The organism is Intrasporangium sp. Soil_C_50 (assembly GCF_057656595.1).
Genome location: NZ_JBDGKB010000007.1, coordinates 1 through 24,430, shown reverse-complemented (window position 1 = coordinate 24,430; position 24,430 = coordinate 1). Strand labels below are relative to the sequence as shown.

The 24,430-nt window shown below is 72.0% G+C and carries 22 protein-coding genes; 8 read left to right on the top strand and 14 right to left on the bottom strand.

Annotated elements, in window-relative coordinates:
- The first annotated feature begins 11 nt into the window (after positions 1-11).
- Both AC3A5R_RS15330 and AC3A5R_RS15325 read left to right on the top strand, forming a co-directional pair.
- Positions 12-452, top strand: coding sequence for a hemerythrin domain-containing protein (locus AC3A5R_RS15330; protein WP_487621638.1), 441 nt, complete (start codon positions 12-14; stop codon positions 450-452).
- Complete coding sequence (locus AC3A5R_RS15325) at positions 449-3,259, top strand: multicopper oxidase domain-containing protein (RefSeq protein ID WP_487621637.1); 2,811 nt, start codon at positions 449-451, stop codon at positions 3,257-3,259. The genes AC3A5R_RS15330 and AC3A5R_RS15325 overlap by 4 nt, the downstream gene beginning before the upstream one ends.
- Positions 3,260-3,319: 60 nt before the next feature.
- Here the strand turns inward: AC3A5R_RS15325 and cysE are convergent, their stop codons facing one another.
- Both cysE and cysK read right to left on the bottom strand, forming a co-directional pair.
- Positions 3,320-3,898, bottom strand: a complete 579-nt coding sequence (gene cysE / locus AC3A5R_RS15320) for a serine O-acetyltransferase (protein WP_487621737.1) — start codon at positions 3,896-3,898, stop codon at positions 3,320-3,322.
- Positions 3,899-4,122: 224 nt separating this feature from the next.
- Positions 4,123-5,052, bottom strand: coding sequence for a cysteine synthase A (cysK, locus tag AC3A5R_RS15315; protein WP_487621636.1), 930 nt, complete (start codon positions 5,050-5,052; stop codon positions 4,123-4,125).
- Positions 5,053-5,298: 246 nt separating this feature from the next.
- On the opposite strand from cysK, the gene AC3A5R_RS15310 reads away from it, so the two are divergent.
- A complete protein-coding gene (locus AC3A5R_RS15310) occupies positions 5,299-7,677 on the top strand; it encodes a (Fe-S)-binding protein (protein ID WP_487621635.1) in 2,379 nt (792 codons plus the stop codon).
- A gap of 104 nt (positions 7,678-7,781) precedes the next feature.
- On the opposite strand, the gene AC3A5R_RS15305 is transcribed toward AC3A5R_RS15310, so the two are convergent.
- Positions 7,782-8,831 carry a M4 family metallopeptidase gene (locus AC3A5R_RS15305; RefSeq protein ID WP_487621634.1) on the bottom strand — a complete coding sequence of 350 codons (1,050 nt, stop codon included), beginning with the start codon at positions 8,829-8,831 and terminating at the stop codon, positions 7,782-7,784.
- Positions 8,832-9,321: 490 nt separating this feature from the next.
- On the opposite strand from AC3A5R_RS15305, the gene AC3A5R_RS15300 reads away from it, so the two are divergent.
- The gene (locus AC3A5R_RS15300) at positions 9,322-9,711 is read left to right on the top strand and encodes a hypothetical protein (RefSeq protein WP_487621633.1); all 390 of its coding nucleotides are present in this window, start codon (positions 9,322-9,324) and stop codon (positions 9,709-9,711) included.
- A gap of 96 nt (positions 9,712-9,807) precedes the next feature.
- Complete coding sequence (locus AC3A5R_RS15295; protein ID WP_487621632.1) at positions 9,808-10,545, top strand: transporter substrate-binding domain-containing protein; 738 nt, start codon at positions 9,808-9,810, stop codon at positions 10,543-10,545.
- A 21-nt stretch (positions 10,546-10,566) separates the two neighbouring features.
- Here AC3A5R_RS15295 and AC3A5R_RS15290 read toward each other — a convergent pair whose 3' ends face one another.
- The 3 genes from AC3A5R_RS15290 to AC3A5R_RS15280 form a co-directional block, all read right to left on the bottom strand.
- Complete coding sequence (locus AC3A5R_RS15290) at positions 10,567-11,013, bottom strand: DUF779 domain-containing protein (protein ID WP_487621631.1); 447 nt, start codon at positions 11,011-11,013, stop codon at positions 10,567-10,569.
- A gap of 35 nt (positions 11,014-11,048) precedes the next feature.
- Positions 11,049-12,572: an acetaldehyde dehydrogenase ExaC gene (gene exaC, locus AC3A5R_RS15285; RefSeq protein ID WP_487621630.1), complete on the bottom strand. Its 1,524-nt coding sequence runs from the start codon at positions 12,570-12,572 to the stop codon at positions 11,049-11,051.
- 297 nt (positions 12,573-12,869) lie between these two features.
- The gene (locus AC3A5R_RS15280) at positions 12,870-14,123 is read right to left on the bottom strand and encodes a GAF domain-containing protein (protein WP_487621629.1); all 1,254 of its coding nucleotides are present in this window, start codon (positions 14,121-14,123) and stop codon (positions 12,870-12,872) included.
- Positions 14,124-14,277: 154 nt separating this feature from the next.
- Here AC3A5R_RS15280 and AC3A5R_RS15275 point away from each other — a divergent pair, with 154 nt between their 5' ends.
- The gene (locus AC3A5R_RS15275) at positions 14,278-15,018 is read left to right on the top strand and encodes a hypothetical protein (protein WP_487621628.1); all 741 of its coding nucleotides are present in this window, start codon (positions 14,278-14,280) and stop codon (positions 15,016-15,018) included.
- 112 nt (positions 15,019-15,130) lie between these two features.
- On the opposite strand, the gene rpmG is transcribed toward AC3A5R_RS15275, so the two are convergent.
- The 6 genes from rpmG to AC3A5R_RS15245 all read right to left on the bottom strand — a co-directional run bounded on the left by rpmG (position 15,131) and on the right by AC3A5R_RS15245 (position 19,728).
- Positions 15,131-15,298, bottom strand: a complete 168-nt coding sequence (gene rpmG / locus AC3A5R_RS15270) for a 50S ribosomal protein L33 (RefSeq protein WP_323097368.1) — start codon at positions 15,296-15,298, stop codon at positions 15,131-15,133.
- A gap of 94 nt (positions 15,299-15,392) precedes the next feature.
- On the bottom strand, positions 15,393-16,322 hold the full coding sequence (locus AC3A5R_RS15265) for an ABC transporter substrate-binding protein (protein WP_487621627.1): 930 nt from the start codon (positions 16,320-16,322) through the stop codon (positions 15,393-15,395).
- A 34-nt stretch (positions 16,323-16,356) separates the two neighbouring features.
- Positions 16,357-17,136 (bottom strand): ABC transporter permease, encoded by a 780-nt coding sequence (locus AC3A5R_RS15260; protein ID WP_487621626.1) that lies wholly within the window; start codon positions 17,134-17,136, stop codon positions 16,357-16,359.
- Complete coding sequence (locus AC3A5R_RS15255; RefSeq protein WP_487621625.1) at positions 17,133-17,777, bottom strand: ABC transporter permease; 645 nt, start codon at positions 17,775-17,777, stop codon at positions 17,133-17,135. The genes AC3A5R_RS15260 and AC3A5R_RS15255 overlap by 4 nt, the downstream gene beginning before the upstream one ends.
- The gene (locus tag AC3A5R_RS15250; RefSeq protein WP_487621624.1) at positions 17,777-18,961 is read right to left on the bottom strand and encodes an ABC transporter ATP-binding protein; all 1,185 of its coding nucleotides are present in this window, start codon (positions 18,959-18,961) and stop codon (positions 17,777-17,779) included. Before AC3A5R_RS15250 ends, AC3A5R_RS15255 begins: the two co-directional genes overlap by 1 nt.
- Positions 18,958-19,728, bottom strand: coding sequence for an IclR family transcriptional regulator (locus AC3A5R_RS15245; protein WP_487621623.1), 771 nt, complete (start codon positions 19,726-19,728; stop codon positions 18,958-18,960). Before AC3A5R_RS15245 ends, AC3A5R_RS15250 begins: the two co-directional genes overlap by 4 nt.
- A gap of 181 nt (positions 19,729-19,909) precedes the next feature.
- On the opposite strand from AC3A5R_RS15245, the gene AC3A5R_RS15240 reads away from it, so the two are divergent.
- Entirely contained in the window at positions 19,910-21,358 is a 1,449-nt protein-coding gene (locus AC3A5R_RS15240; protein WP_487621622.1) for an aromatic amino acid ammonia-lyase, read from the top strand.
- Between the two features lie 68 nt (positions 21,359-21,426).
- On the opposite strand, the gene AC3A5R_RS15235 is transcribed toward AC3A5R_RS15240, so the two are convergent.
- Together AC3A5R_RS15235 and dcd are read right to left on the bottom strand one after the other, a co-directional pair.
- Positions 21,427-22,188, bottom strand: coding sequence for an alpha/beta hydrolase (locus AC3A5R_RS15235; RefSeq protein ID WP_487621621.1), 762 nt, complete (start codon positions 22,186-22,188; stop codon positions 21,427-21,429).
- Complete coding sequence (gene dcd, locus AC3A5R_RS15230; RefSeq protein WP_487621620.1) at positions 22,185-22,763, bottom strand: dCTP deaminase; 579 nt, start codon at positions 22,761-22,763, stop codon at positions 22,185-22,187. The genes AC3A5R_RS15235 and dcd overlap by 4 nt, the downstream gene beginning before the upstream one ends.
- Positions 22,764-22,845: 82 nt before the next feature.
- On the opposite strand from dcd, the gene AC3A5R_RS15225 reads away from it, so the two are divergent.
- Positions 22,846-24,357: an AAA family ATPase gene (locus tag AC3A5R_RS15225; RefSeq protein WP_487621619.1), complete on the top strand. Its 1,512-nt coding sequence runs from the start codon at positions 22,846-22,848 to the stop codon at positions 24,355-24,357.
- Positions 24,358-24,430 lie beyond the last annotated feature (73 nt).

Genomic DNA, 24,430 nt, shown 5'->3' with positions numbered 1-24,430 from the left:
TCGGCCGGTTCATGGCCGAGCACGTCGAGATCGTCAACGCGTGCGGTGAGCTCAGGCGGGCCTGCCAGTCGGCCGAGCCGGACGCCGTCCACCGGGCCGCCGACCGGCTCGCCGGGCTCCTGCATCCCCACACCTCGGCCGAGGAGGCCGGCATCTTCGCCGTCCTCGCCGAGGACCCGGAGTTCACCGACCACGTCGGGTCGCTCTGCGCCGAGCACACCTCTCTCGACGAGCAGCTCGACGCCATCCGGGCCGGGGCCCACGAGGGTTTCCCGGCGTTCGAGCGGGCCCTGCGGGCCCATGTCGACCGCGAGGAGAACGGGCTCTTCCCCGCGGCCGCGATCGCCTTCGCCGGCCCTGAGTGGGAGCGCGTCGACGCGATGACACCGCCGCCGGGCGCCGGCCACGACCACCCGCAGGACCACGCGCATCGGCACCCGAACCCGGCATGAGCAGGACTCCCGCGAGCGCCACTGCGCCCACCGGTGCGGCCGCCCCCCGGACAGGCCGACCGGCCGCGCGGCGCGGACGCTTCCCGCTGCGCGACCGTCCGGGCATCGTGTGGCTGGCGCTCGCCGGCCTGCTGACGCTCGTGCGCCCCTTCGTGCCCGGCGCCGACTGGCTGCTCGTGCACCTCGTCCTCCTCGGCGCCATGACGCACTCGGCGATGGTGTGGAGCACGCACTTCACCCAGGCGCTCCTGCGCACACCGGAGTCGGTCGACGACCGCACGCAGCAGAACCGCCGGATCATCGTGCTGCTCGCCGGTGCGACGCTCGTTCTCGTCGGCGTCCCGAGCGGCCTGTGGCCCCTCACGGTCACCGGCGCCACCGGTGTCGCCGTGGCGGTCGGCTGGCACGGGGTCGCCCTGTGGTGGCGCCTGCGCCGGGCGCTGCCCGGACGCTTCCGCATCAGCGTTCACTACTACCTCGCCGCCGCGTCGGCCGTCCCCGTGGGAGCCGGCTTCGGCGCCTGGCTGGCCCGGGGTCCCGACGACGACTGGCACAGCCGGCTCCTCGTCGCGCACTCGATGACGATGGTGCTCGGCTGGCTCGGCCTCACGGTCACCGGGACGCTGGTCACGCTCTGGCCGACGATGTTGCGGACCCGCATGGATGAGCGCGCCGAACACCTTGCGCGGCAAGCACTCCCGCTGCTCGTGGTCGGCCTCGTCATCCTCGACGCCGGCGCGGTGGCGGGGCTGCGCTTCGTCGCGCTCGCCGGGCTCGTCGCCTACCTCGCCGGGCTCGGGTGGTGGGGTCGCGCCCTCGCGCGCCCCGCGCGACAGGCGCCGCCGGGCAGCTTCGCCACGTGGTCGGTGACGGCCGGACTCGCCTGGGGCGTCGTCGCGGTCGTGGCCGTCGCCTGGCGCGTGGGCACCGCGGGGTCGTGGACTGCGGTGGCCGACGGCTACGGCTTCGTCGCGGGCCTCGTCGCCGCCGGGTTCGCGATGCAGCTGCTCTTCGGTGCGTTATCGCATCTCATCCCCGTGGTGCTCGGCGGGGGCCCGTCGGTCGTCCGCGCCGGGGCGGCGTGGTTCGACCGCGCCTGGGTGTGGCGCGTCGTCGTCGTCCAGCTCGGGCTCGTCGTCGCGATCCTGCCGGTGCCGTCCGTCGTCCGGATCGGGGTGTCGGCACTCGTGGTCGTCGCGCTCGGCGCGTTCGTGCCGCTGCTGCTCTGCGCGACGCGGGCTGCCGTCACCGCGCGCCGGGCGCTGCTCGCGGGCCTGGCCGACGCCGCCTCCGACACCTCGGCTCCCGGCAGCGCGGCCTCCGGCACCCCGGCCAGCGCGCCCGCCCGGCCCGGCCCGGCAGCCACCCTCTCGACCGTCGGCGTCGCCGACGCGTCCGTGGCGGCGCCGCGTCGTCGGGGCAGCCAGGTCGGGGCTGCGATCTCGTCCGTGGCGCTCGTCGTCGCACTCGGCGTCGCCCTCACGCCGGTCATCACGGGGGGCGCCACGTCGGGACCCGCGTCGGCGGCGTCACTCGCCGGCGGCGCCGCCCCGACCGGTCACACGACCCGCGTCCGCGTCGAGGCGCACGACATGGCGTTCGTGCCGGCGACGGTCAGCGTGCCGACCGGTGACCGGCTCGTCGTCGACCTCGTCAACACCGACACCGGATCGCCGCACGACCTCACCTTCGCCGACGGCGCCCGAACGCCGCGGGTCATGCCCGGTCGTTCAGCGACGCTGGACGTCGGCGTCGTCGGCGCCGACACCGAGGCGTGGTGCAGCATCATCGGCCACCGCCAGATGGGCATGGTGCTCCACGTCGTGGTCACCGGCGCCGCCGCCCAGCCCGGGAGCCACGAGGTCACCACGACGGGCGGCGCGGCATCGGCCAGCTCTCCTGTCGCGCCCGTCGACCTCGGCGGCGCGTTCCCGCCCGGCTTCCGCGCCGTGGACGCGAGCCTGCCGTCTCTAGCCGCCGAGCGGGTGCACCACGTGACACTGCACGTCCGGGAGGTCGTGCTCGACGTGGCTCCGGGAGTGCACCAGAGGCGCTGGACGTTCGACGGGACCGTCCCCGGTCCCACGCTGCACGGACGCGTGGGCGACACCTTCGTCGTGACGCTCGTCAACGACGCGTCGATGGGCCACTCCGTCGACTTCCACGCCGGCGAGCGCGCCCCCGACGCCGTGATGCGCACGGTCGCGCCGGGAGGGTCGTCGACGTACACGTTCACCGCGGACCGCGCGGGCATCTGGATGTACCACTGCTCGACGATGCCGATGACAGCCCACATCGGCGCCGGCCTGTTCGGAGCCGTCGTCATCGAGCCGGCGGGCCTGCCGACGGTCGACCACGACTACGTACTCGTGCAGTCGGAGGTCTTCCTCGACGGCGACGGCGCAGGCGCGGGGCAGGCGGTGAACGCAGAGAAGGCTGCGGCCGACGAGCCCGACGCCATGACGTTCAACGGCGTCGCGAACCAGTACGTGGCTCGCCCACTGACGACACGGTCCGGCCATCGCGTGCGCATCTGGGTACTGGCGGCAGGGCCGAACCGGGGCAGCGCCTTCCACGTCGTGGGCTCGCAGTTCGACACGGTGTGGAAGGAGGGCGCCTACCTCCTCGACCGCGGGCACGACGCGCTGGGTGGGAGTGGCGGCGGCGCACAGGTGCTCGACCTCGGGCCCGCCCAGGGCGGGTTCGTCGAGCTGGCGCCCACCGAGCCGGGCCACTACCCGTTCGTGACACACTCGATGGTGGACGCCGAGCGGGGCGCCCGTGGCGTGCTCACCGTGACCCCCTGACCGGCGACGACACGGCTGCAGCACGCGTCCGCGCCGCTGTCGTCCCGACGCGTGTGGGCTTCAGATGTAGATCGCGGGGTCGACCCACTGGTTGGTGGCGTCGGGCTTGGGGAAGCGCAGCACGGCCGGGATGCCGGTGGCGACGGCCCCGGCCGGCACGTCCTTGACGACGACCGAGTTGGCGCCGACCTGAACGTCGTCGCCGACGGTGACCGGGCCGAGCACGCGGGCGCCGGCCCCGATCGTGACCCGGTTGCCGACCGTGGGGTGGCGCTTGACCCGGGCGAGCGACCGGCCGCCGAGGGTCACCCCGTGGTAGATCATGACGTCGTCGCCGACCTCGGCGGTCTCGCCGATGACGACGCCCATGCCGTGGTCGATGAAGAAGCGTCGGCCGATGCGCGCCCCCGGGTGGATCTCGACGCCGGTGACCGAGCGGGTGGCCGTGGCGAGGACGCGCGCCGGGAGCCGTCCCGCCGGGTGCTTCCACAGCTCGTGCAGGCCGCGGTGCGCCCAGATCGCATGCAGCCCAGGGGAGGTCAGGACGACCTCGAGGCGCGTCGTCGCGGCGGGGTCGCGGGCCAGGGCGCCGTCGACATCCTCCCGGGCGCGCTCGACGACGCGTCGGACCCAGCCCAGCGGGCGGCGCGACCGGAGCCCATCGGGCGGCGAGGCGTCGGGGAACGCGTCGCCGGCGCCGGCGCGTCGGTCCGCGTCGTGTGTGGCTGCAGATGATGCGTCACGCACGTCACGGACGATCGACAGCGCGGGCTCGGCCGCGCGACGGGACGAGGTCATCGCCCCGTCCGCGTCCCTGGTGGCTGCGGTGCTCATGTGACCGACTCCTCGAGGACCGAAGGTCCTCAGTCGACGAGGCCCTCGAAGAGGACGGTGGACAGGTAGCGCTCGCCGAACGACGGGACGATGACGACGATGGTCTTGCCCTCGTTCTCGGGGCGCTGGGCGACCTGCGCGGCGGCGGCGATGGCTGCGCCCGAGCTGATGCCGACGAGCAGGCCTTCCTCGGTGGCGGCCCGACGCGCGTACTTGACCGCCGTGTCGGCATTGATGTCGATGACCTCGTCGTAGATCGAGGTGTCGAGGATCTCGGGCACGAAGTTGGCGCCGATGCCCTGGATCTTGTGGGGGCCGGGCTCCCCGCCGTTGAGGATGGCCGACTCCTCGGGCTCGACGGCGATGATCTTGACGTCGGGCTTGCGCGCCTTGAGCACCTGGCCGACGCCGGTGATGGTGCCGCCGGTGCCGATGCCCGCCACGACGATGTCGACCGCGCCGTCGGTGTCCTTCCAGATCTCCTCCGCCGTGGTCTTGCGGTGGATCTCGGGGTTGGCCTCGTTGGCGAACTGGCGGGCGAGGACTCCGCCACGCTCGGCGGCGATCTCGTCGGCCTTGGCCACGGCGCCCTTCATGCCGGTGGCCGGGTCGGTGAGGACGAGCTCGGCACCGAAGGCACGCAGCAGCGCGCGGCGCTCCTTGCTCATCGACTCAGGCATGGTCAGCACGACGGTGTAGCCGCGGGCAGCGCCGACCATCGCCAGGGCGATGCCGGTGTTGCCCGACGTGGCCTCGACGATGGTGCCGCCGGGCTTGAGCTCACCGCTGGCCTCGGCGGCGTCGACGATGGAGACGCCGATGCGGTCCTTGACCGAGCTGGCCGGGTTGTAGAACTCGAGCTTGGCCGCCACCGTGGCCGGCGCGCCGTCAGTGACGCGGTTGAGTCGGACGAGCGGGGTGTTCCCGATCAGCTTCGTGACGTCGTCGTGGATCGGCATGCGTGTGGCCCCTTCGGCAGTCGGCGTGGTGGTGCGGCTCGGTGGCTCGGTCGTCGGAGACAACCGGGCCTTCGTTATGCATATTCCAACATCTCGTTATCACTTGCCAACCCACCGGCCCAGAATCCGGTCGGCCGCCGGTCGATGCGACGCGCCCTCGCCCCGGTCGAAACCGGGACGAGCGTCACGCCGAGGCGCCCGTCACATTCACTAAGCGCCTGCTCACTCGTCAGTAGACTCCCCGGCATGAGTGCGCTCCAGATCGTCGCCGCCGTCGTGTGCCTGGGCGTCACCGCGGTCGCGGTGGCCCTGCTCGTCAAGACGGTCAACCGCTTCCTCGCGACGTTCCGGCTCGGCCAGCCGGAGGACCGCGGCGACGACAAGGGCGCCCGCACCCGGACCCTGCTTCGCGAGTTCCTCGGCCACACGAGGATGTCGCGGCTGCCGGTCGTGGCGGCTGCGCACTGGTTCACGATGATCAGCTTCGGCGTCCTCTTCTTCACGCTCCTGAACGCCTTCGGGCAGCTGTTCAAGCCGGACTTCACGCTGCCGCTCATCGGGCACTTCTTCCTGTACGAGTGGGTCACCGAGTTCTTCGCGTGGACCGGGCTCATCGGCATCCTCGTGCTCATGGCGATCCGCCAGAAGAACCACCCGCGCTCGGCGGCCGGCGACCACGGCCGCCGCAGCCGGTTCTTCGGCTCGACGTTCTGGCAGGCGTACTACGTCGAGCTGACGATCCTCGGCGTCACTCTCTGCATCCTCACGCTGCGCGGCCTCGAGTACGCCCTCGAGTTCTGGGGCGGCACCACCGGCACCACCGCGGTCGGCGACGCGAACGCGTTGCACTACCCGCTCACGGGGTGGCTGGGCGAGCTGTTCAAGGGCGCGAGCGTCGGCACGCTCGAGAACGCGATCGTCGTCGTCGCCGCGGTCAAGATCCTCATCAGCTTCGCCTGGATGATCACCATCGCGCTCAACCCGACGATGGGCGTCGCCTGGCACCGCTTCCTCGCCTTCTTCAACATCTTCTTCAAGCGGCACGCCGACGGCCGCACCAGCCTCGGCGAGCTGCAGCCGATCACGGTCGACGGTGAGGTGCTCGACTTCGAGAAGGTCGAGGACCTCGACGAGGACGCCGCGCTCGGCGTCGGCAAGGTCGAGGACTTCACGTGGAAGGGCCTGCTCGACTTCACGACGTGCACCGAGTGCGGACGCTGCCAGAGCCAGTGCCCGGCCTGGAACACCGACAAGCCGCTCTCCCCCAAGCTGCTCGTCATGACGCTGCGCGACCACGCGCACGCCAAGGCGCCGTGGCTGCTCGCCTCCGAGGAGGTCCGCGCCGCGGGTCTCGACGCGGCGTCGAACGGCACGAACGGTGCCGACGGCGACTTCACCGACGCCACGAAGGGCGCGGTCGGCGTCGAGCAGCTGGTCGGGTCGACCGGCTACGACATCACGAACCCGCTCGGCGCCTACAACCCGCACGGTCCCGACGCCGTCATCGACGAGGACGTCCTGTGGTCGTGCACGACATGCGGTGCCTGCGTCGAGCAGTGCCCCGTCGACATCGAGCACGTCGACGCCATCGTCGACATGCGTCGGTACAAGAACCTCATCGAGTCGGCCTTCCCCGCCGAGCTCAACAACCTCTTCAAGAACCTCGAGAAGAACTCCAACCCCTGGGGCCTCGCGCCGCGGCTGCGGATGGACTGGGCCAAGGACCTCCCGTTCGAGGTCAAGCAGGTCGGCCAGGACGTCGAGGACCTCTCCGAGGTCGAGTACCTCTTCTGGGTCGGCTGCGCCGGCGCCTACGAGGACCGCGCCAAGAAGACGACGCGCGCCGTGGCCGAGCTGCTGCACACCGCGGGGGTCGAGTTCGCCGTCCTCGGTGACGGCGAGGCCTGCACCGGCGACTCCGCCCGACGCGCCGGCAACGAGTTCCTCTTCCAGATGCTGGCCCAGCAGAACGTCGAGGTGCTGAGCGAGGTCGGCGCGACGAAGATCGTCGTCACCTGCGCGCACTGCTTCAACACGATCAAGAACGAGTACCCGCAGCTCGGCGGGCAGTACGAGGTGCTGCACCACACGCAGCTGCTCAACCGCCTCGTCCGCGAGAAGCGCCTGACGCCGGTCGCCCGCCCGGGCGAGGCGGAAGAGGTCGGCGCCGCGTCGACCGGTGCCAAGGTCACCTACCACGACCCGTGCTACCTCGGCCGGCACAACGGCGTCTACGCCCCGCCGCGCGAGCTCATCGGCGCGCTGCCCGGCGTCGAGTACGCCGAGATGCCGCGCAGCAAGGAGACGTCGTTCTGCTGCGGCGCCGGCGGCGCGCGGATGTGGATGGAGGAGAAGCTCGGCACCCGGATCAACGGCAACCGCACCGAGGAGGCCCTCGCCACCGGCGCCGACCGCATCGCCATCGGCTGCCCGTTCTGCAAGGTCATGCTCAGCGACGGCCTCAACGCCGCCAAGCAGGACGGCAACGCGCGCGAGGAGGTCGAGGTCGTCGACGTCGCCCAGATGCTGCTCGCGGCGGTGCGTCGCGGCAACGGGGGTGGCGAGCCCGAGGCCGTCGAGGAGCCGCAGCCCCAGCCCGACCCGGAGCCGGCCCCGATCGCCTGAGCGCGTCCGGCACCACACGTCGAACGGCCCCCTCTCGCAGCGGGAGGGGGCCGTTCACGTCTCTGCCGCGCGACGAGCTGCCGTCTCGACAGGCCGTGCGCGGGTCAGAGGATGCCGCGGGCCCGGAAGGCCTTCGTCACGGCGTTGGCGGCCGACGACCCGTACAGCCGCTGGGCGGCGGCGACCGTGTCGAGCGCCGCCGCCCGGAAGGTCGTGTCCGGCGCGAAGGCGAACTGCGCCTCGACGATGAGGGTCGAGGCCTTGGTGTCGCCGAGGGCCCGACGGATGTCCCACAGGGCCCGCGACCAGATCTCGCCGTCGGCGTGGACCTCGCCGACGAGGTCGGCCGGGTAGGTCTTCGTGCCGTCGAGCCGGCGCAGGCAGTGCGGGACCGTGCTCGTGTACGACGTGGAGTCCCAGTCGGCGACGCACGCCTCGGGGGTCTTCGTCGGCACCCCGGAGCGCCAGCTCGAGACGACGACGGCGAGGTAGTCGCCGAACGCCTCCCCGATGGCGCCGGACTCGAGCGTCGTGCCGAAGCCGGGCACCTGTCCGTCCTGAACCGAGTGGCCGTACTCGTGCACGACGACCTCGGCGTCCTCACCGTCGTCGACACCGCCCTTGCCGAGGGTGATGTTCGCCTTGGCGTCCTTGAAGAACGAGTTGTCGCCGCCGTACTGACCGACGCGCAGCTCGATCTGGCGCTGGTTGACCGGGCGCAGGCCGCCGCCGAAGCCGAGGTGCTGGAGGTACTCCTGGGCGGTCGTCACCCAGTAGTAGCCCATGACCTGCTCGAACTGGTCGGCGTCGCGGTGGTAGGCAGGGAAGGCCCCGTTCACCGCACGGGCGGGGGCACCGGTCGAGCTCTTGACGCGCACGTACGCACCGGTGAGCGTGCCGGACGCGTCGAGGTGGGTCAGCGTGACGCGGTGGTAGGCGGGCGCCAGCGCGGCGTAGTCGGCGTCCTTGGCGTCGGTCAGCGTCTCGATGCCGAGGTCCTGGACCGGGTTGGGCGAAAAGACCGTTCCGGCGGCCGTGTGGGTGAACGGGTCCGGCGTCGCCTGTGCCGGTACGACACTCGTGGCGGCGGCCGTCGCCAGGGCGCCGGCGACGACGGCGGTGACGGTGCGGGAAAGCCTGCGGTTGGGTGCCATGACGCGACTCTTCTCCTCGACGGTGCTGACGCGACAGTAGGCCTTGCGGGCCCGCCACGGGCAGTTCTGCCGTGCAGAGATGCGTCGGCTGCCCCGTTGGTCCGCCTTCGCACCCTTCCGAAGATCCTGTCGTGGCATTTCGGTCTCACGAGGAATCTGCCGGTGGCACAGTGGCCCCTGAGGACGACCCCGCACCCGGCGACGCCGATATCGAGGTCGGTCAGCCTCGCAGTCGGCTGCAGGACAACACGGCGACCAACGTCGTGGCCGGCTTCCCGCGCGACGTCCACCACGCGGTCGACCTCAACTCCTTCTACGGCTACCCACCCGCGATCAACCGCACGACCGGTGTCGCCGGGCCCGAGATCACGTCGTCAAGCCGGGCGGCTCGACGCTGGCGCCCGAGGTCGGTCTCGCGGGCTACCTCGCCGCCACCGGGAAGGACTTCACCTGCCCCGCCATCGGTGTCACGCCGAGCGGGCGCGGCGTCATGGCGTTCACCGCCACCGGTGACGACCTCTTCCCGAGCGCCGCGTACGCCTCCATAGACGCCCTGAGCGGCGTCGGTTCGTGGAGCGTCGTCCCCGGTGGTGCGGGCAAGGCGGTCGACGACGGCTTCACGAGCTACGGGGCCCAGGTGGGCTTCCCGCCGCGCACGCGGTGGGGCGACTACCGCGCCGCGTCGGTCGACCGGGACACCGTGTGGGTCGCGAGCGAGTACGTGGCCGTCGCGTGCGACTACACCACGTGGGGCGGTCCGTTCTTCGCGGGCGGCACCGGCGACAACCTGCTCGGCACCTGCGCGGGGGCCGACCACGGTTCGGGCAGCCGCACGGCGCTCGCCAACTGGTCGACGCGGGTGAGGGCCTTCACCCCGTAGGAGATCACCGCCCTGACCGGGCAACTCACAGGGCGGGGCCGGCTCTTTCGAGGCGGCCCCGTCCGCGTCCGCTCGTCGCGACGTAGGGTGACGCGCGTGACGAGCTCCCCGACTCCCGACGCCGTCCCTGCCGACGTCGTCCACGACCTCGCCCCGACCGGCGTGCTCCGCGCGTCGATCAACCTCGGCAACCCCGTTCTGGCCCAAGGCACCCCGGAAGCCCCTCGGGGCGTGACGGTCGACCTGGCGCAGCAGGTGGCCGCACGGCTCGGGGTTCCGCTCGAGCTGCTCTGCTTCGACGCCGCCCGGCTCTCCTTCGAGGCGATGACCGACGGACGCGCCGACCTCTGCTTCCTCGCCGTCGACCCGGCTCGCGCCTCCGAGGTGGCCTTCACCGCGCCGTACGTCGTCATCGAGGGCGTCTACGTCGTTCCCGACGCGTCGCCGGTGCGGGTCGCGGCCGACGTGGACCGGCCCGGTGTCCGGGTCGGGGTCAAGACCGGCTCGGCGTACGACCTGCACCTGTCGCGGGTCCTCACTCGGGCCGAGGTCGTGCGCGGCGCCGAGGGCGTCGAGGTCTTCGCCGCCGAGGGGCTCGAGGCCGGTGCTGGCATCCGCGAGCCCGCGACCGCCTGGGTCGCCGCACATCCGGGCACCCGGGTCGTCGAGGATGCGTTCATGCAGATCCGACAGGCGGTCGGCACTCCAGCAACACGGAGCGAGCGGAGCCGACGCTTCCTCCACGAGCTCGTGGAGGACCTCAAGGCCCACGGGTTCGTCGCCGCATCGCTCGCTCGCTCGGGGCAGACAGCCGCGGTCGCGCCACCGGCCTGAGGCGTCGGGACCACCTGTGGCTCAACCCCCTTCGTCGACGCGCAGGCGCGGCCGCTCGATGCCGAGGGCCCTGCTCTCGGCGTCGGTGAACAGCCGTGAGCGGATGAGGAACCGCACGCCCTCGGGCGCCTCGACGCTGAACCCGCTGCCGCGACCCTTGACGACGTCGACGGTGAGGTGGGTGTGCTTCCAGTAGGCGTACTGCGAGGCCGACATCCAGAAGGCGACCGGGGCCTCGAGCCCGCCGACGGCGAGGTCGCCGAGGTGGACGTCGGCCTCGCTCGTCAGGAAGTCGCCGATCGGGAAGCACATGGGCGAGCTGCCGTCGCAACAGCCGCCGGACTGGTGGAACATCAACGGACCGTGGATCCCGGTGAGGCGGCGGAGGAGATCCGCCGCCTCACCGGTGAGGTCGACCCGGGTTGGGGAAGCCGAAGGCTCACCGGGTGCGACCGTCTCGGGGGGCATGGGCACGCTGTCCTTCCGGTCGTCGTGCCGGCCCCTCAGAAGAAGCCGAGCGGGTCGGGCGAGTAGGAGACGAGGAGGTTCTTCGTCTGCTGGTAGTGGTCGAGCATCATCTTGTGGTTCTCGCGGCCGATCCCCGACTGCTTGTAGCCACCGAACGCCGCGTGGGCCGGGTACTGGTGATAGCAGTTGGTCCAGACGCGACCGGCCTTGATGCCACGGCCCATCCGGTAGGCGCGCGAACCGTCGCGGGTCCACACGCCGGCGCCGAGGCCGTAGAGGGTGTCGTTGGCGATCGCGAGCGCGGCGGCCTCGTCGTCGAAGCTCGTCAGTGAGACGACCGGGCCGAAGATCTCCTCCTGGAAGATCCGCATCGAGTTGTTCCCCTCGAAGACGGTCGGTGCGACGTAGTAGCCCTCTGCGAGGTCGCCCTCGAGGACGTTGCGGTCACCGCCGGTGAGGACCTTGGCGCCCTCCTGCCGGCCGATGTCGAGGTAGGACAGGATCTTCTCGAGCTGGTCGTTGCTCGCCTGGGCGCCCATGGTCGTCTCGGTGTCGAGCGGGTTGCCCTGCTTGATCTTCTCGACCCGGGCGACGGCGTCGGGCACGAAGTCGGCGTAGATCGAGCTCTGCACGAGGGCGCGCGAGGGGCAGGTGCAGACCTCGCCCTGGTTGAGGGCGAACATCGTGAAGCCCTCGAGCGCCTTGTCGTAGAAGGCATCCCGCTCCTGGGCGACGTCCTCGAAGAAGACGTTCGGGCTCTTGCCGCCGAGCTCGAGGGTGACGGGGATGATGTTCTGCGACGCGTACTGCATGATGAGGCGGCCGGTCGTCGTCTCGCCGGTGAAGGCGATCTTGGCGATGCGCGGCGAGGACGCGAGCGGCTTGCCGGCCTCGACGCCGAAGCCGTTGACGACGTTGACGACGCCCGGGGGCAGCAGGTCGCCGATCAGCTCGATGACCTTGAGGATCGACCACGGCGTCTGCTCGGCCGGCTTGAGCACGACCGCGTTGCCGGCGGCGAGGGCGGGAGCGAGCTTCCACACGGCCATGAGGATCGGGAAGTTCCACGGGATGATCTGCCCGACGACGCCGAGCGGCTCGTGGAAGTGGTAGGCGACCGTGTCCGCGTCGATCTCGCTGCTCGAACCCTCCTGTCCCCGAAGGACACCCGCGAAGTACCGGAAGTGGTCGACAGCCAGCGGCAGGTCGGCGGCGAGGGTCTCGCGGACGGCCTTGCCGTTCTCCCAGGTCTCGGCGACGGCGAGCATCTCGAGGTTCTCCTCGATGCGGTCGGCGATCCGGTTGAGGATCAGCGAGCGCTCGCCGAGGCTCGCGCGGCCCCAGGCGGGCGCGGCTGCGTGGGCGGCGTCGAGTGCCGACTCGATGTCCTCCTCGGTGCCGCGGGCGATCTCGCAGAACGGCTTGCCGTTGACGGGCGAGATGTTCTCGAACCAGAGGCCCTTCTTCGGGTCGACCCAGTTGCCGCCGATGAAGTGGCCGTAGCGGTCCTGCAGCGAGACGAGCGAATCTGCCGATCCGGGCGGGGCGTAGGTGGTCATGTCGTTCTCCCAACGTCCTTGGTGGTGTCCCCGAAACGGGGTTGGCAGGACGCTAGGCAACGCAACGTTGCAACCACGTTGCGTCGCGGGGAAAGTGGCCTCTCGACCGTTCACCCGCAGCCTAACGTGGCCTCTCGACCGTTCACCCGCAGCCGAACGTGGCCTCTCGACCGTTCACCAGCAGCCGAACGTGGCCTCTCGACGGTTCACCAGCAGCCGAACGTGGCCTCTCGACGGTTGAGTCGACCGTCGAGAGGCCACGAGTGGCTGCGTCCCGTACGTCGAGTGGGCGGTTCCTCAGGGGGTGCCGAGCTCGCGGTCGAGGCGGTTCAGCTGGTTCTGCACGAGCGGCAGCAGCGGCGAGGCCGGGCCGAGCAGGGCTGCCTGGGCCTGCCACATCTCGTAGTCGTCGGAGCCGGATGCCGAGCGCGTCCACGCCGACATGAGGTCGGGGCGCCCGCTCGTGAGCACGGCCCGGCGCATGTCGCCCTCGACGCTCTCGCGCAGCCTCACGACGCCCGGCGCTGCCGAGCGCGGCAGCAGCGACCCGCGGTAGGCACGCATCGCGCTCGCGACGTCGCCGGCGGCCAGGTGCGCCTCGACCGCGAGCCAGTCACCCGACAGCTCGGCGACCAGCCGGTAGGGCCGCGAGGCGAGCAGGTCCTCACCGAGCAGGGCCCGCAGGCGGCCCATCTCGACCCGGAGCGTCGAGGCGCTGCTGTCCTCCTCGTAGAGCAGCACCGCGAGCTCGTCGCCGGAGAGGCCGCGCGGCGCCGACGCGAGCAGCAGCAGGATCTCGCTGTGCCGCGGGCTGAGCCTCAGCGTGCGCCGGTGGCCGCGGCCGTCGTCGACGGTGAGCAGCGCGTCGTTGCGCCCGAGCGCCTCGAGGAGCACGGCGAGGGCACCGGGGACCGCCGGCTGGGCCGACGCGTGCCGGGCGCTGACGAGCAGCTCGCGGGCCAGCTCGGACTCGGCCATCCGGGCCGCGGCGCGGACCATCGCCATCGTCTGCGGGGCGACGATGTCGTCACCGCCGGTGATGTCGAGGACGCCGAGGACGCTCTGGTCGCTCGGGTCGTGGATCGTCGTCGCCGCGCAGCTCCAGCGCTGGACCGACCGGCGGAAGTGCTCGGCGCCGATGACGTTGACGGGGCGGTCGAGGCGCAGCGCCATGCCCGGGGCGTTGGTGCCCGCGAGCCGCTCGTCCCAGTTGCTGCCCTCGACGAAGCCGATGCTCTCGGTGCGGCGCAGCGTGCTCGGCGAGCCGCACACCCAGAGCAGCTGGCCGGCGGCGTCGGCCACGGCCATGACGGCGTCGCAGTCGCGTGCCGCCTGCCCGAGGACGTCGTCGAGCAGCGGGAAGACGCGCGCGAGGGGATGGGCCTCGCGATGGTCGCGCAGCGCGTCGGGCGGCAGCGTGATCGGGGCATCGACCGTGTCGACGTGCACGCCCGCGGCCGCCGAGCGCACCCAGGAGTCGGCGACGTGCGCCCGGACGCCCGCGCCCTCGCCGTCCCCCCCGGTGTCGCCCTCGATCTCGCCGTCGGCCATGGCCCGATTGTGCACACGGATCGGCCCGCCCGACAGGGATCGTCCGCAGGCCGGGGGGCCGAGGGTTCGCGAAAGGGTGGTCAACGCGCCGGATCAGGCGCACCATGAAGAGGTCCGACCGAAGAATCGTCAGGAGCAAGCCGAGGAGCGACCCATGTCACGACGAGCCCCATTCGTGCCCGATGGAGTGCCGGTACTGTCCCGTGGCCGGCACCGGAACCCCCGCAAGGGCGCCTGTTTCATGGAGATGGCCTCGTTCCTGGCCGGCGAACGGTGGAGCGACCACCCGGCCTGCACCCATCCGGTGCTCGCCACGCTCGCCCGTTGCGTCAACGACATGCTCGACGAGCCCAACCGCCAGCGCCTCGTGACGATGGTCCCCGAGGTCGTCGGCCTCAACCCGAGCGACCCACGTGCGACGACGGCGATCGTGCTCAGCACGGCGCGCGCCGCGCTGCCGGTGGCCGCCGAGGAGCGTCAGAACGCCATGGCGATCGCGATCCTCAACGCCGAGGGCATCCTCGCCGAGCAGGACGGCCGTGAGCCCGGACGCCTCTCGGCCGCCTCACGGGCCGCGCTCAAGACCGCGCCTGCCGCCGAGCGCTGGGCCCGGATCACCTTGGCCCGCATGGGGTTCAACTCCGCCGCCCTGCGCCCCTCGAACGCTGCACGCATCGTCGCGCTCGGCGTCGACGGCGTGGCCCGCGCCTGCATCGACGACCCGGAGGAGCGGCTCGTGCAGATGCTGCGCGGCGGCATCGACGCGGCCAAGGCCTTCGTGCCCGTCCCGACGCCGACGGTCGCCGTGCCGTGGCCCCAGCCCGCCGCACCGCCGCGGCCGGCGCCCGATCCGGCCCCGGCCCAGACGTCGGACCGCACCGTCACCAGCTCCTGAGGGTCGGACCCGCAGACACGACGCGGCCGCGTCCCCGAGGTGGGGACGCGGCCGCGTCGTGCTGTGTGGTCGTACGGGTGAGCGCCGGCCCAAGGCCCGGCAGGTCAGCCGATCAGCGGGTCTCGCGGAAGTCGACGTGCTCACGGGCCACCGGGTCGAACTTGCGCAGCACGAGCCGGTCGGGGCTGGTGCGACGGTTCTTCCGCGTCACGTAGCTGTAGCCGGTGCCCGCCGTGGACCGCAGGGTGACGACGGGACGAAGGTCGGTGCGCTTGGCCAAGGGAACTGCTCCTCTGCTCTCGGTGGCGGATGTCCACCCGCCACCGATGAGAACCATTCTCGATCCGACCTCATTCCCGCGACGCGGGGGGAGCTCAGCCGAGGCCGGCCGACTTGAGGAACTCCGAGGCCACCTGCTCGGCGTCCTTCTTGTCGATGACGACCTGCTTGACGAGGCCGGCCAGCGTCGAGGTGTCGAGCTTGGCGGACACGGCGTTGAGCGCCGACGACACGTTGTCGTTGACCTTCGACTTCGTGATGAGCGGGACGACGTTCTGCGCCGCGAAGAACGACTTGGGGTCCTGGAGCACGACGAACCCGTTGGCGGGGACGTTCGGGTCGGTCGTGAAGAGGTTGGCGGCCTGGACCTGGTCGTTCTTCAGCGCCTGGACGGTGAGCGGGCCACCGGCGTCGAGCGGCTTGAACTCCTTGAAGGTCAGGCCGTACACCTTCTTCAGCCCGGGCACGCCGGACTCGCGGGTCTTCCACTCGGGCGGGCCACCCAGGACGAGGTCCTTCGCCACGGGCCCGAGGTCGGCGATGGTCTTGAGGTTGTACTTCGCCGCGGTGTCCTTGGTGACGACGACGGCGTCCTTGTCCTCGGCCGCTGACTTGTCGAGCACCTGGAGCCCCGAGGGCAGGGAAGCCTTGAGCTCGTCGTACACGGCCTGCGAAGTGGTCGCCTTGGCGGACTTGTTGAAGTACTGGTCGAGGACGCCGGTGTACTCGGGGACGAGGTCGATCGAGCCGTCCTGGAGAGCCGGGATGTAGGTCTCGCGGCTGCCGATGTTGGGCTTCGTGTCGACGGTGACGCCCTTGGCCTTGAGCGCTCCGGCGTAGATGTCCATGAGCAGCTCGGACTCCGGGAAGTTCGCCGAGCCGACGACGACGGTGCCGCTCGGGGCCTTCGAGCCCGCGCCGGTGGGCTGGTCGAGGGGGCTGCCTCCGCTGCTCGACCCGCAAGCCGCGAGGCCGGCCAGAGCCAGGGCGGAGACCGCCGTGAGGATGGTCTTGCTGTGCGTCATGCTCTTCTCTTTCCTGTGGGCGCTGGGCCGGGGATCAGCTGACGGTGCCGACCGTCGTGGTCGTGCTGGTGGGTGACTCTTCAGGAGACTCTGGAGTGGACTCGGCGGAGGATCGCGCTGCGGGGCGTCCGCTGCTGGTGCGGAACCGTCCGGTGATGCCGCGCGAGACGGCGAAACGCTGGACGACGGCGGCGATGAGGTCGATGACGAGGGCCAGGGCTGCGACCAGGACGGCGCCGGAGGCCATCTGGGGGTAGTCGCGAACCGCCAGACCATCGATGAGGAAACGACCGAGGCCGCCGAGCCCGACCGTCGCAGCGATGGTCGCGGTGGCCACGACCTGCAGCAGCGCCGAGCGCAGGCCCGAGAAGATCAGCGGGAGAGCACACGGCACCTCAACCTTGAACAGCACCTGCCAACCACGCATTCCCATGCCACGCGCGGCGTCACGGGCCGCGGGGTCGACCTCGTCGATGCCGGCGTAGGTCCCCGCGAGGATCGGCGGGATCGCCAGCACGACGAGCACGATGAGGCTCGGCAGCAGGAACGCGATGTCGCCCGAGAGGCTGGGTCCGAGCCACAGCACGATGAAGAAGAGCAGGCCGAGGGTCGGGATGGCACGGGCGAAGCCGGAGAGGTTGACGACGGCAAACTTGCCGCGGCCGGTGTGGCCGACCCACATGCCCGCAGGGATCGCGATGACCGCGGCGACGACCGTCGCGAGGAACACGTACTGGAGGTGCTCGAGCAGGCGCTGGACGATGTCGTCACGGTTCGCCGGGTCGGTGAGCCAGCTGATGATGTCGTTGATCATGAGGCGGCCCTCGCTCGGGTCCAGGGCGTGAGCAGCCGGGTGACGACGACGATGATGACGTCGAAGAGCAGGGAGAGCACGCCGCAGGCGATGATGCCGGTGACGATCGGCGGGAAGAAGTCACGGTTGAAGCCGTCGGTGAACAGCGAGCCGAGTTGCTCGACGCCGATGATGGCCGCGACGCTGACGATGCTGACATTGCTGACCGCCGCGACGCGCAGGCCCGCCGAGATGACGGGAATGGCGAGGGGCAGCTCGACCCCGAGGAGCCGGCGGACGGGCCGGTAGCCCATGGCGTCGGCGGAGAGCCGCACGTCGTCGGAGATCGCGCCCAGCCCGTCGGCGACCGTGCGGACGAGGAGGGCGACCGTGTAGACCGTCATGGCGACGATTACGTTGACGGGGTCGAGGATCTTGGTGTGCAGGATGCCGGGGAGCAGGATGAACACGGCCAGGGAGGGCAGCGTGTAGAGCAGCCCGGTGCCGATGATGAGTGGCGGGTAGGCCCACGAGAAGCGGCGGGCGAGCCACCCCAGCGGAAGCGCGACGAGCAGGCCCAGCAGGAGCGGGAGGCCGGCGAGGTAGGCGTGGATGACGAACAGGCGCCACACGTCGTCGAGGTGCGAGGTGAACCAGTCCATCAGCGGGCCTTCGGCTCCGTCGCGACGGGCTCGCCGGGCTCGCCGCGCTCACCGGATGCGGCCGACTCGTTGCGCCCGGCGTCGGCGGCGGCCCGCTCACGGGCCGCGCTCGCCTCGATGGGCGCGATGAGGTCGCGGGCCCGGACCGTGCCGACGAAGACGCCGTCGGGCCCGACGATGACGCCACGCCCCGACGGCGCCGACAGTGCGGCGTCGAGGGCCTGCCGCAGGGGGCCCTCGGTCGAGGCCACGGTGCCGCCTCGGTGGAGGGCATCGCGCGACACCGAACCGTCGACGCGGTCCGGCTCGACCCACCCGACGGGGCGCCCGTCGTCGTCGAGGACGAGGACCCACCGGTCGTCGGTGATCGCGCGCAGCTCGTCGACGGTCGCTCCGAGACGGGCCGTCGGCTCGGCGTGCGTCGGGAAGGGCGCGCTGCGGAAGCCCAGCGTGCGGTAGCCGCGGTCGCGCCCGACGAAGTCGGCGACGAAGTCGTCGACCGGTTGCGACAGCAGCTCTTCCGGGGTGGCGAGCTGGGCGAGATGGCCACCGACCCGGAGCACGGCCACCTGGTCGCCGAGCTTGATCGCCTCGTCGATGTCGTGGGTGACGAAGACGATCGTCTTGCCGATCTCGCCCTGCAGCCGGAGGAACTCGTCCTGCAGCTGCTCGCGCACGATGGGGTCGACGGCACTGAACGGCTCGTCCATGAGCATGACCGGCGGGTCGGCAGCGAGGGCGCGGGCGACACCGACGCGCTGCTGCTGGCCGCCCGAGAGCTGCGAGGGGTAGCGCTTGGCGAACGACTGGGGGAGCCCGACGCGGTCCATGAGCTCGAGCGCCCGGCTCGTCGCCTTGGCCTTGTCCCACCCGAGCAGGAGCGGGACGGTCGTGATGTTGGCGAGGATGGTGCGGTGCGGGAAGAGCCCGGCGTGCTGGATGACGTAGCCGATCCCGCGGCGCAGCTCGGCGGCGTCGATGGTGGAGGTGTCGCGGTCGTCGATGAGGATGCGGCCACCGGTCGGCTCGATCATCCGGTTGATCATGCGCAGCGAGGTGGTCTTGCCGCAGCCGGACGGGCCGACGAGCACCGTGATCTTGCCGGTGGGAGCGGTCAGGCTCAACGCGTCGACGGCGAGGGTGCCGTCGGGGTACTCCTTGGTCACGGACTCGAACCGGATCATCGGCTCGTCACCTCATTCGTGTGGTGGGTCGGGAACAGGGTTCGCGCGATCGTTCGAGCCTCCGCGGCGACGGCTTCGCCGACGTCACGACTTCGATTCAGGTCCAGACGATACGAGGGCCCGACGACATTGAGGGCACCCGCGATGCCGCCCAGCCACGCGATGGGGGCCGCGATGGCCGTCACGTCCTCCTCGACCTTCGAGCGGACCACGACATACCCACATTCGGGCGTCCGCCCCTGCAGGGCGGCGCCGATGGCCGTGCGGTCGACCGGGACGGTGCGCCCGACCCAGCCAGCGTGGCGGATCGAGAAGGTTCCCTCGGCCATCGCGATGTAGACGGCCTCGTCGGGCCGGCCGGCGATGCCGAGGTAGGCGGACTCGCCGCACTCGACGCTGAGCCGGCGCAGGGCGGGCTCGGCCACCTTGACCATCTGGTTGCGCCCGAGCGCGACCGCCCCGAAGCGGAAGGCCAGCGACCCGGGGTGGAAGTCGCCGCCGTCGTCGCGGCTGACGAAGTCGAGTCCCTCGAGGGTGCGCAGGAGGCGCAGGGCCGTCGTCGGGGACAGCCCTAGGGCCTTCGCGCACTCGGAGAGGCTCGTCGGGGCCGACTCGCAGACGTGCGCGAGCAGTCCGAGCGCGCGCTCGACGGAGCGGGTGGCCGCGGCGCCGGGAGCCGAGGACCCTCGACCGGCGCCCGCCGCGGCATGGCCGGCGGTCCGGACGGCGGTGGTGCGAACCGCGGCGGGGCGGGCGGGTCGTGTCATGTCGGTGACACCTCGTCGAGCGATCGGGTCGGGGCATGTCGGCATTTCATTCAGTGGCATGCCTTTGCTACACAGTGGCAGTCTGGCACACTGCGAAGTCAGAGCAACACCCCCGTTGCCCGAGGAATCTCACGCACGGTCACGCCGTCACGCCGACGACCTGAGGACCTGAGGACCGCCCATGACCATCACCCTGACGGGACAGCAGCTGACGGTCGCGGCCATCGAGGCCCTGGGCCGGCGCGAGGACTTCGACATCGACGCCGACGCCGCCTCCGGCGTCGACCGGGCCGCTCGTGCCGCGCAGGCGGTGGCAGTCGAGCGGCCGGTGTACGGCAGGACCTCCGGCGTGGGCGCCAACCGCGACCGGATCAGCGCGTCACCCCGACCCGGGCGCGCCCTGCTGCGCAGCCACAGCGCGGGATGGGGCGAGCCGTTCCCCGAGCCGACCGTGCGCAGCGCCCTGGCGATCCGCGTCAACCAGCTGCTCGCCGGGGCGTCCGGCGCGAGCAGCGCCCTGCTGGAGGCGCTCGTCGACACCGTCCGGGCCGATGACGGGCAGCTTCCCGTCGTCCACCGGCGGGGCGCCATCGGCACGGGCGACCTCACCGCGCTGGCGGAGGTCGGCCTGACGCTGCTCGGCGAGCGCCCCCGTGGCGACGGGACGCTGCGCTCGCCGGCGCACCTCGACGACGCCGACGCGCTCCCGCTGATGTCGAGCAGCGCCTTCACCCTCGCGGAAGCGGCCCTCGGGTGCGCCGACCTGGCCCGCCTCGCCGAGGTGGCCATGGCCGTCTGCGCACTGTCGTTCCTCGCGCTGCGCGGCAACCCCGAGGCGTTCGGCCCGGCAGTCGCGTCGGTCACCCCGTTCCCGGGTGCGGTCACGGCGGCGGCCACGGTCACCCGCCTCTTCCAGGCCGACATGGTCGAGCCCGCGCAGATCCAGGACTTCTTCGGCCTGCGCACCTTCCCGCAGGTGCACGGCCCGTTCCTCGACCAGCTGCACGACCTTCGCCACGTCGTCGAGGCCCTGGTCAACACCGGTGGTGAGAACCCCGCCGTCCTGCAGCTCGAGCCGCCCACCGTCGCCCACCACGGCGGCTTCCACCAGGCCTACCTCGCCCTGGCGGTCGACGCCTCCCTGCTCGCCCTCGTCGGCTCCGCCCACACCATCGCCTCCCGCATCTCCCACCTGCTGACCGACCCCGCGAGCGGGCTCCCCCGCTTCCTCGCCGGCCCGGAGGCGGGGTCCTCAGGCCTGCTCATCCTCGAGTACGGCGCCGCGTCAGCCATGGCGTTGATCCGCGAGGCCGCGTCGGCGGCCCGTTCCATCCAGTGGGTCTCGGTCTCCGCCGGCGTCGAGGACGGCGCGAGCCACGCCTCCGTGTCCACCGCGCGCCTCGCGGAGGCCGCCGACGCCTACCGGCAGCTCATCGCCCTCGAGCTCGTCGCCGCGGTCCGCGCCGTCGAGCTGAGTGGTCGGCCCGTGTCCGGGGATCTGGCCGAGCTGATGTCCCGGTGCAGCCACCTCCTCGCGGAAGTGGACGACCACGACCTCGCACCGAGCGTCGCGGCCGCCGTCGACGTCGTCGACCACTGGGTCGCCGCGACCCCGCTGCCGTTCCCCTGACGACGCGTCGCCCCGTCAACTGCGCCAAGGCGCACTTTCCGCGCGGGACGAGCCGAACGCGTCGTGGATCAGATGTCGAGGACGACGCCGCCGGAGTGGACGACCTGGGCCACGACGGCCCCCACGGGGCCGGTCGGCGGTTCCTCGTCGTGGCCGAGCTCGGTGGCGAAGGTCGCCGTGACGACGCCGGTGACCAGACGCGTCCAGAGCGGCCAGCGCACGAGCATCGCGTGGTCGCCCCGCTCGACGCGCACGAGGGAGGCGTCGAGCCCGTCGGCCTGCATCCGCTCGACGAGCGAGCGCGAGCGGCTCAGGCCGCAGATGACGTCGCGGTCGCCGTGGATGAGGACGGTGCGCTGTGCGGGTCCCGGACGAGGGTCACCCTTCTCGATCCACGGCGCGAGGCCGACGACGAGGCGCACGTCGGGAGCGCTGCCGACGTGCAGGGCGGTGCGGCCGCCCATCGAGTGGCCGACCACCGCGATCGGCACGCCGGGGTAGGCCTCGCGCAGCTGCCGAAGGGCCCACTCGGCGTCGAGCACCGGCATCGCGTCGGCGCCGTTCCAGCCCCGCACGCGAAAGCGTAGGCGCGCCACGGCGACCGGCCCGGGCACGCGGTGGGCCAGGGCCCGAGCGAACGGCACGAGGCGGGCCACGTTGTGCGACCACGGCCGGTTCGGCTCGAAGCCGTCGACGGCGCCGCCGTGCAGGACGAGCACGACGACCCGCGCGTCCGCCGGACGCGCGTGCCACACGAGCGTCGCGAGCGGGAGCCCGTCGTCGGTGGGCGGGGCGTCGACGCGGGCCGGTCCGTCGAGCGTCGCGCTCACACCTGCGTCCGGTGGAAGTTCTGGAACGACCGGCTCGCGGTGGGGCCGCGCTGACCCTGGTAGTGCGAGCCGTACTTACCTGAGCCGTAAGGGTTCTCGCTCGGGCTGGTCAGCCTGAAGAAGCACAGCTGGCCGATCTTCATGCCGGGGTAGAGCATGATCGGCAGGGTCGCGACGTTCGACAGCTCGAGCGTGACGTGACCGGAGAACCCGGGGTCGACGAAGCCGGCCGTGGCGTGCGTCAGCAGGCCGAGGCGCCCGAGGGAGCTCTTGCCCTCGACGCGTGCCGCGAGGTCGTCGGGCAGGGTGACCGTCTCGAGCGTCGAGCCGAGGACGAACTCGCCCGGATGCAGGACGAACCCGTCCTCACCGGAGCCCACCTCGACCAGGCGCGTCAGCTCGGGCTGCTCGGCCGCCGGGTCGATGTAGGGGTACTTGTGGTTGTCGAAGAGCCGGAAGAACTTGTCGAGCCGGACGTCGACGCTCGACGGCTGGACCATGTTCTCGTCCCACGGGTCGAGCACGACGCGACCGGCGTCGACCTCGGCCCGGATGTCCTTGTCGGAGAGCAGCACGGGTCGAGGCTACAGGGCGGGCCGTGCAGGGTCCGGGCGCCGCTCGGCCCCGCGCGGCGCCGTCACCACCTACCGTTGGGTCATGACGGAGCAGTCGGGGGGCGAGGTCGAGCAGACTCGCGAGCTCACGGTCCAGTTCCAGCGGCTCGTCCGGCGGATGCTCGAGCAGCTCCCCGACGACGACGGCGGCGCGCCTCGGCTCGTCGACGTGCTCCGGGAGCATCTCGGGGTCTCGCCGCAGGGTCTGGCCGTCGTGTCGGAGACGGTCCTGCCGCACCGGCTCGTCGACGCCGACATCGCCCTGGCGGAGGTCTGGGAGGCCGACGCCGAGCGGAGCATCGTCGGCATCGCCGGCGACGCCCGGCACCACATGTCGCTCGGCGACCTCGTGCAGAGCATCCACGGCTCGGGCATGCCGGTCGGGCAGGTCGACTACGACCGGATGCCCACCGGCCCCGGCAAGGAGGACTACCGGCAGGTCGTCACGTCGGGCATCCGGCTGTTCCGGTTCGAGGGCGAGCCGGTGGCCGTGCGGCAGCAGGGCATGAACCGGCAGTTCGGCCGCGAGGCCGGCTCCATCGAGGTGATCTCGCACGACCGCGACACCTCCGACGCGCTCATGGCCCGGGTCCAGGAGCTCATGGACGCGCGCAGCATCCTCCGCGGCCAGGTCCTCACCTTCGGGGGCGACCCGTACGGCCCGGGCCTCGCCGGCGTCACCTTCGTCGAGCGTCCCCGCATCGACGCGGCGGCCGTCGTCCTGCCGGAGGGGCTGCTCGGGCGCGTCGGGCACCACGTCATCGGCATGGGCGAGCATCGCGAGCGCCTGCGCGCCCACGGCCAGCACCTCAAGCGGGGCGTCCTGCTCTACGGGCCGCCCGGGACCGGCAAGACGCACACGGTGCGCTACCTGCTCTCCGCCACTCCGGGCACGACCGCCGTCCTGCTGAGCGGCGGCTCGCTGCGCTTCATCCACGACGCCGCGAAGGTGGCCCGCGCCCACCAGCCGGCCATCGTCGTGCTCGAGGACTGCGACCTCGTGGCCGAGGACCGCTCGTTCGCCCCGATGGGGGCCTCGCCCCTGCTCTTCGAGGTGCTCGACGCGCTCGACGGCCTCGACGCGGACGCCGACGTCGCGTTCGTCCTGACGACGAACCGGGTCGAGGACCTCGAGATCGCCCTCGCCCAGCGGCCGGGCCGCGTCGACCTCGCGGCCGAGATCCCGCTGCCGGACGGCGACGGCCGGCTCGAGCTGCTTCGCCTCTACGGCGGCCACCTCTTCAGCGCCGAGGCGATGTCGGCGGCGGCCGCGCGCTCCGAGGGCACGACCGCCTCGTTCACCAAGGAGCTGGTGCGCCGGGCCGTCCTCGCAGCGGCCATCGCCGACGAGCCGCCGACCGACGACCACCTCGGGCTCGCCCTCGACGAGCTGCTGGCCGACGGCGAGCGGCTGACCCGCAGCCTGCTCGGCGTCGACCCGGCCACCGGGGACGACACGGAGCCCGGCCCCGCCCCGTTCCCCGGAGCTGGACGACCGCGTCGCGGCGGCTTCCACGCGTATGCGCCGGGGAGCGGCGCGGTGTACCGGGGCTGAGAGCCCTATGTCAAGCGGCCTGTTGTTGGAGGACCGCCAAGCGTCCGTGTAGGTCGGGGTCGTAGGGCACGTG

What these genes read in the sequence shown, in the direction of transcription:
- AC3A5R_RS15330 (WP_487621638.1), top strand. Translation starts at nt 12, where the DNA reads ATGGCCGAGCACGTCGAGATCGTCAACGCGTGCGGTGAGCTCAGGCGG.
- AC3A5R_RS15325 (WP_487621637.1), top strand. Translation starts at nt 449, where the DNA reads ATGAGCAGGACTCCCGCGAGCGCCACTGCGCCCACCGGTGCGGCCGCC.
- cysK (WP_487621636.1), bottom strand. Translation starts at nt 5,052, where the DNA reads ATGCCGATCCACGACGACGTCACGAAGCTGATCGGGAACACCCCGCTC.
- AC3A5R_RS15310 (WP_487621635.1), top strand. Translation starts at nt 5,299, where the DNA reads ATGAGTGCGCTCCAGATCGTCGCCGCCGTCGTGTGCCTGGGCGTCACC.
- AC3A5R_RS15305 (WP_487621634.1), bottom strand. Translation starts at nt 8,831, where the DNA reads ATGGCACCCAACCGCAGGCTTTCCCGCACCGTCACCGCCGTCGTCGCC.
- AC3A5R_RS15300 (WP_487621633.1), top strand. Translation starts at nt 9,322, where the DNA reads ATGGCGTTCACCGCCACCGGTGACGACCTCTTCCCGAGCGCCGCGTAC.
- AC3A5R_RS15290 (WP_487621631.1), bottom strand. Translation starts at nt 11,013, where the DNA reads ATGCCCCCCGAGACGGTCGCACCCGGTGAGCCTTCGGCTTCCCCAACC.
- exaC (WP_487621630.1), bottom strand. Translation starts at nt 12,572, where the DNA reads ATGACCACCTACGCCCCGCCCGGATCGGCAGATTCGCTCGTCTCGCTG.
- AC3A5R_RS15280 (WP_487621629.1), bottom strand. Translation starts at nt 14,123, where the DNA reads ATGGCCGACGGCGAGATCGAGGGCGACACCGGGGGGGACGGCGAGGGC.
- AC3A5R_RS15275 (WP_487621628.1), top strand. Translation starts at nt 14,278, where the DNA reads ATGTCACGACGAGCCCCATTCGTGCCCGATGGAGTGCCGGTACTGTCC.
- AC3A5R_RS15265 (WP_487621627.1), bottom strand. Translation starts at nt 16,322, where the DNA reads ATGACGCACAGCAAGACCATCCTCACGGCGGTCTCCGCCCTGGCTCTG.
- AC3A5R_RS15260 (WP_487621626.1), bottom strand. Translation starts at nt 17,136, where the DNA reads ATGATCAACGACATCATCAGCTGGCTCACCGACCCGGCGAACCGTGAC.
- AC3A5R_RS15255 (WP_487621625.1), bottom strand. Translation starts at nt 17,777, where the DNA reads ATGGACTGGTTCACCTCGCACCTCGACGACGTGTGGCGCCTGTTCGTC.
- AC3A5R_RS15250 (WP_487621624.1), bottom strand. Translation starts at nt 18,961, where the DNA reads ATGATCCGGTTCGAGTCCGTGACCAAGGAGTACCCCGACGGCACCCTC.
- AC3A5R_RS15245 (WP_487621623.1), bottom strand. Translation starts at nt 19,728, where the DNA reads ATGACACGACCCGCCCGCCCCGCCGCGGTTCGCACCACCGCCGTCCGG.
- AC3A5R_RS15240 (WP_487621622.1), top strand. Translation starts at nt 19,910, where the DNA reads ATGACCATCACCCTGACGGGACAGCAGCTGACGGTCGCGGCCATCGAG.
- AC3A5R_RS15225 (WP_487621619.1), top strand. Translation starts at nt 22,846, where the DNA reads ATGACGGAGCAGTCGGGGGGCGAGGTCGAGCAGACTCGCGAGCTCACG.